General features: G+C 37.4%; 15 protein-coding genes and 1 other annotated feature (1 of these 16 cut by a window edge). Of the genes, 12 read left to right on the top strand and 3 right to left on the bottom strand.

Annotation, left to right across the window (positions count from 1 at the left end):
- The 3 genes from ACIQYS_RS07455 to ACIQYS_RS07465 form a co-directional block, all read left to right on the top strand.
- Window positions 1–272: aromatic-ring hydroxylase C-terminal domain-containing protein (locus tag ACIQYS_RS07455; RefSeq protein ID WP_483880183.1), on the top strand; the 272-nt coding region annotated here is incomplete at its 5' end.
- 28 nt (window positions 273–300) lie between these two features.
- Window positions 301–1,374: a maleylacetate reductase gene (locus tag ACIQYS_RS07460; protein WP_402976991.1), complete on the top strand. Its 1,074-nt coding sequence runs from the start codon at window positions 301–303 to the stop codon at window positions 1,372–1,374.
- Window positions 1,375–1,557: 183 nt separating this feature from the next.
- On the top strand, window positions 1,558–2,397 hold the full coding sequence (locus ACIQYS_RS07465) for a dioxygenase family protein (RefSeq protein ID WP_402976994.1): 840 nt from the start codon (window positions 1,558–1,560) through the stop codon (window positions 2,395–2,397).
- Between the two features lie 112 nt (window positions 2,398–2,509).
- Here the strand turns inward: ACIQYS_RS07465 and ACIQYS_RS07470 are convergent, their stop codons facing one another.
- Complete coding sequence (locus tag ACIQYS_RS07470) at window positions 2,510–3,289, bottom strand: IclR family transcriptional regulator (RefSeq protein WP_402977592.1); 780 nt, start codon at window positions 3,287–3,289, stop codon at window positions 2,510–2,512.
- Window positions 3,290–3,586: 297 nt separating this feature from the next.
- Between ACIQYS_RS07470 and ACIQYS_RS07475 the strand changes: the two genes are divergently transcribed.
- From ACIQYS_RS07475 to ACIQYS_RS07510, 8 genes are all read left to right on the top strand, one after another.
- On the top strand, window positions 3,587–5,050 hold the full coding sequence (locus ACIQYS_RS07475; RefSeq protein ID WP_402976997.1) for an aldehyde dehydrogenase: 1,464 nt from the start codon (window positions 3,587–3,589) through the stop codon (window positions 5,048–5,050).
- A gap of 16 nt (window positions 5,051–5,066) precedes the next feature.
- The gene (locus ACIQYS_RS07480) at window positions 5,067–5,855 is read left to right on the top strand and encodes a 2-keto-4-pentenoate hydratase (RefSeq protein WP_402977000.1); all 789 of its coding nucleotides are present in this window, start codon (window positions 5,067–5,069) and stop codon (window positions 5,853–5,855) included.
- 30 nt (window positions 5,856–5,885) lie between these two features.
- The gene (locus tag ACIQYS_RS07485) at window positions 5,886–6,674 is read left to right on the top strand and encodes a 2-keto-4-pentenoate hydratase (protein ID WP_402977003.1); all 789 of its coding nucleotides are present in this window, start codon (window positions 5,886–5,888) and stop codon (window positions 6,672–6,674) included.
- A gap of 21 nt (window positions 6,675–6,695) precedes the next feature.
- Entirely contained in the window at window positions 6,696–6,887 is a 192-nt protein-coding gene (locus ACIQYS_RS07490) for a 4-oxalocrotonate tautomerase (protein WP_402977006.1), read from the top strand.
- Between the two features lie 141 nt (window positions 6,888–7,028).
- A complete protein-coding gene (locus tag ACIQYS_RS07495) occupies window positions 7,029–8,036 on the top strand; it encodes a VOC family protein (RefSeq protein ID WP_402977009.1) in 1,008 nt (335 codons plus the stop codon).
- Window positions 8,037–8,199: 163 nt separating this feature from the next.
- Window positions 8,200–9,219, top strand: coding sequence for an amidohydrolase family protein (locus ACIQYS_RS07500; protein ID WP_402977012.1), 1,020 nt, complete (start codon window positions 8,200–8,202; stop codon window positions 9,217–9,219).
- Between the two features lie 333 nt (window positions 9,220–9,552).
- On the top strand, window positions 9,553–10,899 hold the full coding sequence (locus ACIQYS_RS07505; protein WP_402977015.1) for an MFS transporter: 1,347 nt from the start codon (window positions 9,553–9,555) through the stop codon (window positions 10,897–10,899).
- A 309-nt stretch (window positions 10,900–11,208) separates the two neighbouring features.
- Window positions 11,209–11,751 carry an NADPH-dependent FMN reductase gene (locus tag ACIQYS_RS07510; protein ID WP_402977018.1) on the top strand — a complete coding sequence of 181 codons (543 nt, stop codon included), beginning with the start codon at window positions 11,209–11,211 and terminating at the stop codon, window positions 11,749–11,751.
- Between the two features lie 102 nt (window positions 11,752–11,853).
- Here the strand turns inward: ACIQYS_RS07510 and ACIQYS_RS07515 are convergent, their stop codons facing one another.
- Both ACIQYS_RS07515 and ACIQYS_RS07520 read right to left on the bottom strand, forming a co-directional pair.
- Entirely contained in the window at window positions 11,854–12,504 is a 651-nt protein-coding gene (locus tag ACIQYS_RS07515) for a VC0807 family protein (RefSeq protein WP_402977021.1), read from the bottom strand.
- A 4-nt stretch (window positions 12,505–12,508) separates the two neighbouring features.
- Window positions 12,509–13,258, bottom strand: a complete 750-nt coding sequence (locus ACIQYS_RS07520) for a MerR family transcriptional regulator (RefSeq protein ID WP_402977024.1) — start codon at window positions 13,256–13,258, stop codon at window positions 12,509–12,511.
- 126 nt (window positions 13,259–13,384) lie between these two features.
- Between ACIQYS_RS07520 and ACIQYS_RS07525 the strand changes: the two genes are divergently transcribed.
- Window positions 13,385–13,939, top strand: coding sequence for a GNAT family N-acetyltransferase (locus ACIQYS_RS07525; protein ID WP_402977027.1), 555 nt, complete (start codon window positions 13,385–13,387; stop codon window positions 13,937–13,939).
- Window positions 13,940–14,000: 61 nt separating this feature from the next.
- Window positions 14,001–14,155 (top strand) — a binding site (T-box leader) (it continues 90 nt past the right edge of the window).

Raw genomic sequence — 14,155 nt, forward strand, 5'->3', positions numbered from 1 at the left:
CTATTTTTGATCAATTAGGTCCATATTTCACCTTACTACGTTTTGATAGCTCGCTTGATATACATGCGTTTGAAAAAGTAGCAGCAGAGCGTAATGTACCGGTAAAAGTTGTCACACTTGAACAACAAGATTTACTGGAGAAATACGAGAAACCATTCATTTTAGTTCGTCCAGACCAACATGTTGCTTGGCGAGGAGAGCGATTAAGTAGTAGTGAAGCAGCAAAAATCTTAACTATAGTTTGTGGTCTCAAAGAAAAATCGAAGATTTAACATCTTTTACACGAAGGGGTGGACTAAAATGGATTTTCACTATGTAAGTCATGCGAATCGAGTAATTTTTGGTCAAGGAAAAATTAAGGAGACAAAAGAGGAACTGGCGAAACTAGGTAAAAAAGCGATTGTTCTTGCTACACCAGAACAAAAGGATCTAGCAAACGAAGTAGCAGAGATTATCGAAGAACTTTGCGGCTTTGTCTATACAAAAGCTGTTCAACACGTACCGGTTGAAACAGTTATAAATGCTCAAGCTATTGTAGAGAAGGAAAAAATTGATGTGTTACTAGCAGTTGGCGGCGGTTCATCAATCGGTCTGGCGAAAGCACTTGCTCTAAATACTTCTTTACCGATTTTAGCAATCCCTACGACTTATGCTGGTTCAGAAATGACACCTGTTTGGGGACTCACGGAAAATAATTTGAAAAAGACAGGTACAAATATGATTGTAAAGCCTAAAACGGTTATTTATGATTCGAACTTAACTTTAACTTTACCAAAAGGGCTAACAGTCACGAGCGGAATGAACGCTATTGCACACTGTGCGGAAGGATTATACGCAGAAAACGCCAACCCAATCGTTTCATTGTTTGCAGAAGATGGTGTCCGTGCATTAGCAAGCAGTCTCCCAAGAATCCTTGAAAAACCAGAAGACATGGAAGCACGTGGAGAAGCGCAATACGGCACAATGCTGGGCGGTATGGTACTTGGTTCTGTAGGTATGGCATTACACCATAAATTATGTCATACACTAGGTGGGACATTCAATCTTCCACACGCAGAAACACACACAGTCATCTTACCGTATGCAATTCAATACAACGCATCCCATATACCAAAAGCAATGGAAGCATTAGCGCGTGCGTTAAATACAACACCGGATGATGTACCAGGTGCTTTATATGATTTATCTTCTTCGTTAGGAAGCCATACATCTTTAGAGGCATTAGGAATAAAAGAAATTGAACTTGATAAAGCTGCAGAAATCGCAACGAAAAATCCGTACTACAATCCACGTCCAGTAAATAAAGAAGGAATTCGCGAGCTTCTTCAATATGCTTTCGAAGGAAAACGACCTGAACTTGCATATGTAAAATAAATATTTTACTTTATAGGAGACCATAAGCACTTCAAGAAATATAAGAGTGTTCTGGTGAAAATATCTTTAGCATAAACGTCTTATGACAGAGCGACTTGAAATAGTGATTGGGTATTTGCGACATTATGCGTAGAAGAAGACGGAAAGGTCATGCAGGGTAACACTATTTAGGGGGGATATTGTATGGACCAAAAGTTAGTTGTAGTCGAAAAGAAAGATCAACGCTTATACGATATTGCAGAAAAACTAACAAAACATATTCATGATGTAGTCATAGAGTACAAGGTAACAGAGGAAGAGTGGATTTCTGCAATCGAATTCTTGACAGAAGTCGGTGTTAAAAATGAATATATCTTATTGTCAGATGTTATGGGTGTTTCGGTGTTAGTGAATGACTTAGCTCACCATCACGATCATGAGGAGCATGTGACAGACCATAATGTAGAAGGGCCATTATATCGTGCAAATGCACCATTAGTAAAAACACCAGCGCAATTATGTACCGATGAAGCAATTTTAAATAGTGAGCAGCCTTATGTAATGGTTGGTCAAGTATTATCGGTGGATGGTAATCCAATTCCTAATGCTATCGTTGATGTATGGCAAGCGGATGAAAAAGGCGATTATGAAAACGAAGACCCAAACCAACCGGAATACAACTTACGTGCTCGTATTGAAACAGATGCAAAAGGACGTTATGAATTTAAGTCGGTTTTACCTGGAGGCTATGAAATTGGTAAAGGCGGTCCGACCGGTAAGTTCTTAAATCGCATAGGGCGTCACGCATGGCGTCCGGCACATATTCACTTTAAAATTGTAGCGGAAAACTTTAATGAGCTAACAACGATGGTATTTATTCCAAATGACCCATGGATTGACTCAGATGCCATTGGAGCTGTAAAAGATTCGTTAATTTTAGATTTAAAGCAAGTTGATAGCGTCAGCGAACAACAAAAGTACGGATTTAATAAAGCATTTTCCATAACGGAGTACAATTTTAAGTTAATCCCTGAGGTTAATTAACCGTATTTCTACTTTCTATATGAGCAAAGATACGCAAAAGGTTGAACCGTCGTATACGTAACGGTACGTACGGTGGTTTGAGAGGTTGGCTAATCAAATAATGATTAGCCTCCTACTCGATTTTTCTATACCCTAATCGACTCGACACTTCGGTACTTGCACGCAAGGTATGGTGTAGAATGCTTTGAATTTTTCCGGAATGGATTCGTTGTTTTGGTCCGACGACTGACAAAGCAGCTACAATCTTACCTGTGTAATCAAATATTGGGGTCCCAATGGAAATAACACCTTCTGAAAGTTCTTCATAACTGTAAGAATGCCCCTGTTCTTTAATTTGCTTTAATTGTGTCCGTAATGCGTCCGGTTCAGTGATTGTATGCTCAGTGAAACGTTGCAATCCATTTGCAATGATTGCTTCTGTGATTTCTTCATTTGAAAACGCCAGTAGAACTTTCCCAGAGCTCGTACAATACGCTGGATTGCGTTTTCCGACATGTGTTAAAAAGCGTACGGGGTGATTACACTCCACTTTTTGTAAATAAATGACTTCATGCTGATCCAATACAGAAATATGGGCAGTTTCACCGCATGCTTCTACAAGCTTATTTAAGACAGGTATGGATTCTTGATAGATATCCAAGTTGCTATTGATGATGCCACTTAGTGAAAGAATGGACAAACCTAGTCGAAACTTTTGTGTCTCAGGATCTTTTATGACAAATCCTTCGCTAGCCAAGGTGGACATTGTTCGACTGACTGTACTTTTGTTCAGCTTAAGTGACGTTGAAATGTCACTAATTCTTTTCTCCGGTTCATCCATGGAGAAGCTTCGTAAAATACGTAAAGCATTTTTCACGGATGAGAGCTGATTTCCTTCTTGGCTTTTTTCAATCAATACCATTCACCCCCTTGAAAATGTTTAGCTAAGAAAAACATTGATGCTCTATGTTAAACAAAAATTTAAAAGATTGTCAATAGACTGTTGTTGTTCGGTGAAGATACCACTCAAAACAATCGATTGTTTAAAACAAGATGACACTTATCTGATTCTTTGGCCGTTCGGATGAAAAATGAAAATAATTTTATTGTGTTGCGTCTAGCGGAACTGTGAAGTTGTATACGCAATAATTACGTGATATCTTAATATTTAGAAAATACGCAAAATTTTAATTGCAGGGAGGAGAAACGTATGTTAACAAAAACAAAAACACAAGCCATCAATTGCCGACATTTTATTAACGGACAATTTGTTGATTCAGAAAGTAAAAAAAGCTTTGAAAATATAAATCCTACAACGGAAGAAGTGCTTGGCATTGTGGCAGAAGGCGGTAAAGAAGAGGTTGACCAAGCAGTCGTTGCTGCTAGAAGAGCTCTCCATGGTGCTTGGAAAACAATCACTCTTGAGGAACGATCTAAAATTCTTCGTAAAATTGGTGATTTAATTCTCGAGAGGCAAGAAGAGCTAGCGCAATTAGAGTCCTTAGATACGGGTAAACCTTTTTCATTAGCAAATTCGGTTGATATTCCACGAGCGGCTTATAACTTTCATTTCTTTGCCGACTATATTATTTCTGTTGGAACGGACGCCTATCAGCAAAACCAAGTTGCTCTTCACTATTCGATTAGGAGGCCAGTAGGTGTCGTTGGCATAATAAAACCGTGGAACCTTCCATTATTACTGTTGACTTGGAAGTTGGCACCGTGTTTGGGAATGGGAAATACTGCTGTCATTAAGCCTGCCGAATGGACACCAATGACCGCGACTATCTTAATGGAAATCATTAAAGAAGCGGGAGTTCCGGATGGTGTTGTGAATCTTGTCCATGGATTCGGTCCTAATTCTGCTGGAGGGGCGATTTCAGAACACCCAGATATTGATGCAATTTCATTTATCGGGGAACCAAGTACTGGTTCTTCCATTATGAAGGCTGCTTCTGATTCATTAAAAAAACTTTCATATGAACTAGGTGGAAAAAATCCGAATATCATTTTTGCGGACTCCGATTTAGATGAAGTAATTGAAACTACAATCAAATCCAGTTTTATCAATCAAGGAGAAGTTTGTTTATGTGGTTCTCGAATTTATGTGGAAAGAACTGTATATAAACAATTTTTAAGTGAATTTGTACAGAAGGTAAAAAATTTAAAAGTAGGAAATCCATTTGATGCAGATACAAACATTGGGGCACTTATAAGCAAGGAGCATTACGACAGAGTAAATAGTTATATTGATATTGCGCGCGAAGAAGGTGGAACTATTTTAACAGGTGGAAAGCGACCCGAAGGATTAGAAAAAGGCTATTACTTGGAACCTACAATCATTACTGATTTGGATCAGAATTCCCGTTGTGTCAGGGAAGAAATCTTTGGTCCTGTTGTAACGGTCGTTCCATTTGATACAGAAGAAGAAGTCATTAAGCAAGCAAATGATACACATTACGGACTAAGTGCAACTATTTGGACCAATGATTTAAAACGTGGTCATCGAGTTGCTCAACAAGTGGAGGCAGGTATTATCTGGGTGAATACATGGTTTCTTCGTGACTTGAGGACACCATTTGGTGGAATGAAACAGAGTGGAATTGGCAGAACTGGAGGCATGCATAGCCTTGATTTTTTTTCTGAGTTATCGAACATTACGATTAAGTTGTGAAGGGGAATGAAGAAAAATGACAATAGAAGTAGTAAATAAACGTAAACAATTTGCTAATCAATTACGCAAGGCTGAAGAGAGTTTAGTTGGTATGCCTCCCCTAACTTCAGTGGAACCAACACTTACCATTAAGGATGCCTATTCCATTCAACTTGAAAATATTGAAAGAAAAGTTGCACAAGGTCATAAAATTGTCGGCAAGAAAATCGGACTTACGTCGAAAGCGATGCAAACATTGCTCGGTGTCAATGAACCGGATTATGGACATCTACTAGATAGTATGGTAGTTGAAAATGGAAGCGCTGTCCCGAGGCAAAAATTACTCCAACCAAAAGTGGAAGCGGAAATCGCATTTGTTTTGAAAAAAGATTTAATAGGACCGAACGTGACAACGCTAGATGTGCTAAAAGCAACAGATTATGTAGTTCCAGCCATTGAAATTGTGGATAGTAGAATCCAAGAATGGAAGATTCAACTTCCGGATACAATTGCTGATAATGCTTCTTCGGCTTTCTATGTACTTGGAGGAAAACCGGCAAAAATTGAAGATGTCGATCTCGAATTACTCGGAATGGTATTAAAGAAAAATGGAAAACTCGTCAATACGGGTGTAGGGGCAGCTGCACTTGGAAACCCAGCTCATTGTGTAGCGTGGCTTGCAAATCGATTGGGTGATTTCGATATTTCGCTTCGTGCAGGTGAAGTTATCTTATCTGGTGCACTATCTGCAGCTGTGGAGGCGACAGAAGGAGACTCCTTCACGGCACGTTTCGCACATTTAGGGGAAGTAAGTGTTCATTTTTAATTTGGGTGAAGTATAGAGGAGGTAGTTGTAATGAATGCGACAGCAATAAAGGAAATCGCCAGTTATTTACTTGCTGGAGAGCATGAAAAACGGGAAGTTGAAAAAGTGACTGCCCAATTGAAACCGGATTTAACTGTGGAAGAAGGTTATCTCGTCCAACAAGAACTCGTTGCGATGAAACTTGCAGAAGGGCATAAAATCGTTGGACCAAAAATGGGGTTAACGAGCCAGGCGAAAATGCAACAAATGAACGTGAATGATCCAATTTACGGATATGTTTTTGACTATATGATTATTGATAATGGAAGCAAAGTTTCCCTACGCGATTTGATCCATCCGAAAGTGGAAGCGGAAATTGCTTTTATCATCGGTGAGGATATCGTCGGACCGGGAATAACAGGTGCTCAAGTGTTAGCGAAAACTGAGTCCGTTCTTCCTGCGCTAGAAATTATTGATAGCCGCTATGAAAATTTCAATTTTACACTGCCAGACGTAGTAGCGGACAATGCTTCTACATCAAGAGTCGTTTTTGGAACGACATTGAAAACGCCAGCTAAATTTGAACTCGATTTAATCGGTGCTACGTTATCCATTAATGGAGAGATCAAAGAATTAGGAGCAGGGGCAGCTGTTCTTGGACATCCAGCAAATGCCATTGCGATGCTTGCTAACATGCTTGCCAAAAAAGGAGACAAGATTAGGAAAGGTGATGTCATTTTGTCAGGTGCGATTACTGGGGCGGTTTTACTTAAAGAAGATGATGTTGTGAATGGAAAATTCGATGGTCTAGGCGAAGTGTCTTTCACAGTAACAAACTAACTAAAAGAGAAGAGGATACGTATGCCAATTATTCATGTCAATTTGTTGGAAGGCAGACCGAAAGAGAAGGTCGCCGAAGTCATTGAAAAAATTACAAAAACGGTTTCTGAAACATTGGATGCACCAGTGGAATCGATTCGGGTGCTCGTCACAGAGATTCCACAAACGCATTGGGGAAGAGCTGGAAAGTCTGTATCAGAAAATAATCACTAACATTCTCTTTAATAATGAAGGGAGTGATGGAAGAAGACAGTGTATTTATTCTTGAAACTTCGAATTAAAAGAAAGATTGCTACTCGTTATGAATTTCACAATCATTTTACAAATTCAAAATGTAGATGGGGGAATATAATCATGAGCATATCAAAAGAAAAAATAATTCAAGAACAATCACTTTTAGAAAAATTGGAAAAGCAAACTACAACCATAGCCCATATTGGCCACGTAGAGATAGGAGTGACTAATTTAGAAAAGTCATTGTGGTTTTTTACAGAAGTAATGGGTCTCTATGTTTCGGCAAGTGAAGGCGACAGGGTTTATTTAAGAGCATGGCAAGATTTTGATCATCACACATTAGTTCTTAAGAAGTCGGATACATCTGGAGTTAAACAAATCGGTTGGCGAGTAAGTTCCGCTGAAGCCTTGAAATCATTTGAAAATCAATTCAAGGACATGGGTCTAGATTATAAGTGGGTCGAAGAAGGCTCGAAAAAAGCACTTGGTGATACTATCCAATTTAGATCACCCGCGGGTTTGCCTGTCGAACTATATTGGGAGAAGGAATTGTTTGTTAACACTGACCCAGCGACTGCCTCAAAACTACCAAGTCACCCTAGTAAATACACTGGAAAAGGGGTATCCCCTCGGCGCTTCGATCACGTAAATTTCATGGTGAACGATGTGGTTAAGGAGCAGCAATGGTGGACAGATCTATTAGGAATCCATCATCGTTACTTCGTGCAAAACGAGAATGATATTCGTTTAGGATCATGGTTGAGCCGTACGAATATTGCCCATGAGATTGCTTTGATGCGTAACGCCAATCAGAACGGTGCACTATTCCATCACTTAGCCTACTATTTGGATTCACCAGATGAGCTTATTAGAGCAGCTAACTTAATGGCTGAAAATGATATAAAAATTGAATGGGGACCAGGGAAACATGGTACAAGTGGTGCACAGTTTATATATGTCATAGAGCCTTCAGGAAATAGAGTGGAAATTTGGACGGGGGGATTCTTAATATTTGCTCCAGATTGGAATCCAATTGAATGGAGTCCTGAAGTTGGTCCATTGGGTCTTGATTTGTGGGGAAGTAAAGCTCCAGAGAGTTACTTCACTTATGGAACTAAATTATTGTAATTCGCACTTCTTCATTTATATGCAAACAGTGGGTATTGATAAGTGAGATAGATTTAAGTCTTCGTCTATCTCATTAAACTCTGAATTGATTAATAGTTAAAAGCTTTTGCCAATCAATTGGTAGGAGGAAATTATTGGAGCTACAAAAAAGGGGATGTATTTGTTGTCAATAAATAATTTGCGCGTTGACTTTCATACACATATCATTCCGGAAGATTTTCCGGATTTAGCAAGTAAATATGGAGATGATCGCTGGCCAACTTTGAAAAAAACATGTGATTGTGGTGCCGAAATTTTTATTAAAGGAAAATCTTTTAGAAAACTAACGAATCAGGCTTGGGATGTGGAAAAAAGAATTGCAGATATGGATAAAGAAGGTATAGATATTCAAGTACTATCTCCAATTCCTGTGACATTTTCTTATTGGTCACACCCGGAGGCTGGCCTAGAACTTGCAAAAAATCAAAACAATTTTATAGCTTCTGTCGTTAAAGAAAAACCTGAACGGTTTATAGGTTTGGGAACAGTTCCTTTGCAAGATGTAGATATGGCAATTGCAGAAATGGATAGAGCGGTTCATGAATTAGGACTAAAAGGTATTCAAATAGGTTCGAATGTCAACGGTTTAAATCTGGATGACAGTTCACTGTTTGTTTTTTTTGAAGCGGCGGCAAAATGGGAAGTTCCTCTCTTCGTGCATCCATGGGCAACATTAGGTGGGGAAAGAATGCCAAGGCATAATTTTATGTATAGTATCGGAATGCCTTCGGAGACAGCACTTGCTGCAGGTAGCTTAATTATGAGTGGAATTCTAGATAAGTTTCCTAATCTGAAAATCTGTTTTGCGCATGGTGGGGGTTCATTGCCGTATATACTACCAAGAATGGATAAAGGATGGGAAGTTTGGCCGGAAATCAGAAAAACTGAAAAACCACCAAGTTATTATGCAAAGAAGTTGTATTATGATTCACTTGTTTACGACACTAGGAATCTAGCGTTTATGATTGAAAGATTTGGTATTGATAAAATCATTGCCGGATCGGATTATCCATTCTTATTAAGAGAAACACCAGCAGGTAAAGTAATAGATAAATTGAAAGCGCTATCAAAAGAGGACGCTCAACTAATGCTTGGACAAAATGCACTAAAGTTTTTAGGGATAGCTGAGATGGCTAAATTATAATAAAATGCTTTATTTAGTAGCTTAAAGAATCTCTCCAGATTCTGAAAATGGAAGTTACCACACAACCTTAACGGAATAGAGAGACCCTATCTCTATTATAAGCCAACAATGATTATTTGGCATCGACGAATCATTATCGATCATTTTGAAAGCATTATTCATAATATTTACTTAGTACATTCGATAGCCCTAGATTGGTGGGTGCTCGTGAGAACTATTATAAAGCAAAGAATCTAACGATTGTTAACTTCACAAATGTAATCTAATAAATGGATTTAATATATGTTAAGAGTACAAAACCATTTGATTAAAAAAATGAAGGGGAGTTAGACTATGCGAGTGACAAATGTGGAAGAAATTATTGAAAAGTCAAAGTTTAATAAGTTTCACGGTATGTTACTTTTCTGGGGTGCACTGATAATGGTGTTTGATGGATATGATTTAACAGTATATGGAGCTGTTGTGCCGATCATCATGAAAGAATGGAATATAACGGCTGTTGAGACAGGGATGATTGGTAGTTATGCATTAATGGGAATGATGTTAGGAGCTTTAGTTTTTGGAACAATTGCAGATAGAATTGGTAGAAAAAAAGTGATTTTAATATGTACATTCATATTTAGCTCTTTTATGCTACTTGCTGGTTTTGCCGGTCTTGCTAAAAGTCCTGAATTGTTTGGTATTTGTAGATTTATAACAGGTTTTGGACTAGGGGGAGTTATGCCAAATGTAATAGCTCTCATAAGTGATTATTCATCTAAAAAATCACGCAGTCGAATGATCGCTACCATAATGGCAGGTTTTTCAATAGGGGGAGTTATTGCTGCTACCCTTAGCATCGTAATTATCCCGAAATTTGGATGGGTATCAGTGTTTTTCTTTGGGGCTATCCCATTATTATTACTACCATTTTTATTCCGTTCATTACCTGACACAGCTAGATTCTATATCATCAGAAAAGAATATAAACAGGTGAAAGAAATACTTGTAAAACTAAATCCATTATACAGTCCCGAGAAAAATGAACAATTCGTTATGAATAGCATTCAAAAAACTTCTTCATCAGTCAAATCTTTGTTTTCAGAACGCAGAGCATCTTCAACTATTTTGTTTTGGCTAGTTTTTTTCATGTCACTTCTCATGGTTTATGGATTAAATACTTGGTTGCCAAAATTAATGATTGAAGCAGGATTCCCACTGGGATCTAGTTTAAGCTTTCTACTCGCATTAAATGTTGGGGCAACAGTCGGTGCCATTATGATGGGCTGGTTAGCAGATCATTGGGGAGTTAAAAGGGCACTTATTCTATTTTATACTGTCGCAGCAATTACAATTACGAGCTTGGGAATTACAACTAATATGGTAGCTCTATATGTATTAGTGGCTATTGCGGGAGCAGCAACCATTGGGACTCAAAATCTTGCTAATTCCTATGTATCTCAATACTATCCTATTTCTATTCGTTCTACTGGTTTAGGTTGGGCTTTAGGAATTGGACGCCTCGGAGCTGTCGTGGGTCCTATGCTAGGTGGCGTTTTACTAGCTTCATCTTTAGCACTCCAATTGAATTTCATAGTATTTGCAATACCAGGTATTATTGCTGCTCTAGCAATTTTCTGGATTGATAGACAACCGCGAAAGGTAAATGTCCCTGACCAGCAAGTAAGCTCTCTTTCTTAATGGGCTGAAATAATTATTTTGATAAAAATTTGAATTATGGCGTAGAGTTTAATAAAGAAATAAACTAAGAAACTGTCCCAAAAGGTCGTTGAATAACGATTTTTAGGGACAGTTTCTATTTATTTCCCTCAAAATGAGTTTAATTGTGTTGCTTTGGGAAGGCAAATTCATTCCTTGTTGAGCTAATAATTATTAAAATGAAGGGACATAGTATAGAATAAAAATGTTGTTTGAATTTTCATTTTGATTAATTGGGGCAACGATTTTATACTAAATTTTTCGTCTAATAGACACCAGGAGGAAACAAACATGAAAGTAGTAGCAATCGTAGGAAGTATTCGAAAAGATTCATACAATTTAAAATTAGCACAGCATGTACAAAAGCGCTATGCAGATCAATTTGAACTTGAAATTTTAAGCTTACGTGAGCTACCAATGTATGACCAAGATATCGAACTAGACGCACCACAAGCTGTCCTTGATTTCAAAGCTAAAGTAAAAGAAGCTGATGCAGTTCTTTGGGTAACACCAGAATACAATTCAACAATTCCAGGGGTTCTTGGTAATGCAATTGACTGGATGAGCCGTGTGGACAAAGTGATGAACGGCAAACCTTCTATCATTATGGGTGCTTCTATGGGCGTTTTAGGAACGGTAAAAGCACAAATGCACTTACGTGATATTTTATTCGCAAGTGGCTTAAACTCACCATTATTACCAATGAATGAAGTTTATGTTGGTGCAGCACATACGAAATTTGATGCGGAAGGTAATCTGACTGACGAATCTACAGTCAAATTCTTAGATGTAGTAATTGAAAACTTCCAAGTTTGGATGAAACAATACGTATAATGAACTGGCTCCCTTATACAACTAGAGTATAAGGGAGTTTTTTATTTTTGGGATAGCTGACACCATACACTAACTTTCAATTAAGTATATGTTTTACTCAACTTAGACAGTTTGGCCAGGCTTTGACCACTCGATGTCCTGTTCCTTCATTAATTGCATTGCTTTATTTCCAGCAAATAAAAATCCAATAAATATTAGACCTGAAAATACAAAACCTAATGCTTTTCTAACGATAATTAAATGCATGAACGCATCCGCACCGTGATTTATAATTAGCCAGACCATTATGGAGTTCATGATAAGTCCTCGAATAACGAAAATGGCAGTAACCAACTGAAATAGCTTTACATTCCCTTTCATAAAATACAATTTTTTACTATTCTCTTTTGGGTATCCTTGTAAATACATGAATTCTACCGCAAGATAAATTGCTATAGGTTTTTGAATAATCATGGAAATAATATAAATGAAAGTGAATGCGTAGCTCAAAAAGACCGAATTCCATAGCATCTGAAGGGCAGACCCCGCAAGTAAATCAAGTAAGGAGCTAAGCAAAAGAGAAGAAATAATGAAAACACCAATCATATTGAATTGACGGTCCTTCAAGAAACGATAAATTGTATAGACGATTGCGGGAATCGTAGAAAACAACATTGCATAATAATCACCTATAAAACCTCTGCCATATGTCCATATGACATAAGGTAAACCTATATAAACAATTAACTCTAGTAAGATATAGTTTATTTTCATATTATTATCCACGGACCTTTTCTTTGAAATAATGAGTGATTGCCTTTTCTATAAAATCTACAACAGCTGGGTCAAATCGGTAAAATCCAAGACCATCTTTTATTTCTTTTTGTTTACTCCATACTTTTTCAGCTAGTTTAAAATTCCAGTGAAAATCTTTTTCAAGTAAATCAATCCATCTGCTTGCCAAATCTTGAGCCTTTGGACTTGCAATATCAATGTGGATATTTATTCTAATATCATTTATTAACGAAGTATAGATCTTTATTGTTTCGGTATCATCCCCAATCTTAGGTAATTGCTTAAAGAATTGAACTTCATCTTTTGAAAAATATTTACTCCAAATACTCTCATATACTTCCGTAGGGGTAGGAGAGGAGTTCATAGGAATACGATCAAATACATCTTTCCAATTTGCTAGGTCCTCAAATTCACTTACTTGAAGTAAATACCGAATAGAACGAGAACGTTCCTCTAGACGTGCCTTCTCTAGTTCCAATACTTTTAATTGCATAGTGAGCGCTTCTTTATGACTTAAATGCTGATCTTCTAACATTTGTCGTATACTGTTTAGACTAAATCCCATTTCCTTCAAAAGCTTTATGTAATGTAATTTGATGACATCTTTTTCTTCATAATAGCGATGTCCGCCTTCGCTTAATTGTGAAGGAGCTAATAGTCCTATTTCATCGTAATAACGAAGAGTTCGTACTGTGGTGTTGCTTAATTTTGCTAAATTACCGATTGAATACAAAACTAACCCTCATTTCTATACCCATTATAAAACCTTACGTTACGTAAGAATCAAGTATTTATTTGATTAGTGTGATATTTTATAATTAGTGAAACATTCTAATTTATTGTGATAGGAGAATTATACTTGAAAAAACCAAATTTATACATAGAAACCGAAAGACTTATTCTCAGACCGTTCCAAGATAAGGATTACGTAAATTGGTATGAGGGGTTCGACAATCGTTTGTCTTCGCAATACAAATACGATGATGGACATGCGGATATGTCGAATTCCACAAAAGAATGGTTTGTCCAATGGATTGAAGGATTTCACAAAGCGGCTGAAAAAGACGAAATGTACATTTTAGGAGTATTTAGTAAAGAGGATGGTGTTAATGTAGGAAAAGTTGAGTTGATCACCATTCTAAGAATGGATTATCAGTGGGCGATGATGGGGTATTCGATACATAATCAGTTTTGGAAAAATGGATATGGTGTAGAAAGTGTAAACGCAGCAGCTAAAGTTTTCTTCACGGAGTTAAATTTTCACCGGATTGAATTGCATATTAATATAGATAATGAACCATCCAAAAAGTTAGCCGAGCGAGCGGGATTTACATTTGAATGTAAACGAGAACAATTTTCTTTAGAAAACGATAAATGGACAGATTTTCTTATTTATTATCAAAACAAAAAATAAAGCATATACTAAGTTGACAAATTATTAAGACTTATGTTAAGTTTTACGATAATAAAACCATACAAATTCGTTGATGAGAAAAAGTAGTAGATGAAACTGTTCCAAAGAGAGCCGGTGTACGCTGAAATCCGGTGTTCAGTTCATGTATGAAAATCCTCTCTGAGAAGTCGAGCTGAAATCGAGTAAGTGAGACCGGGTGTCTACCGTTAAAAAGAA

The sequence above is a fragment of the Psychrobacillus sp. NPDC096426 genome, assembly GCF_044762745.1.
GTDB lineage: Bacteria > Bacillota > Bacilli > Bacillales_A > Planococcaceae > Psychrobacillus.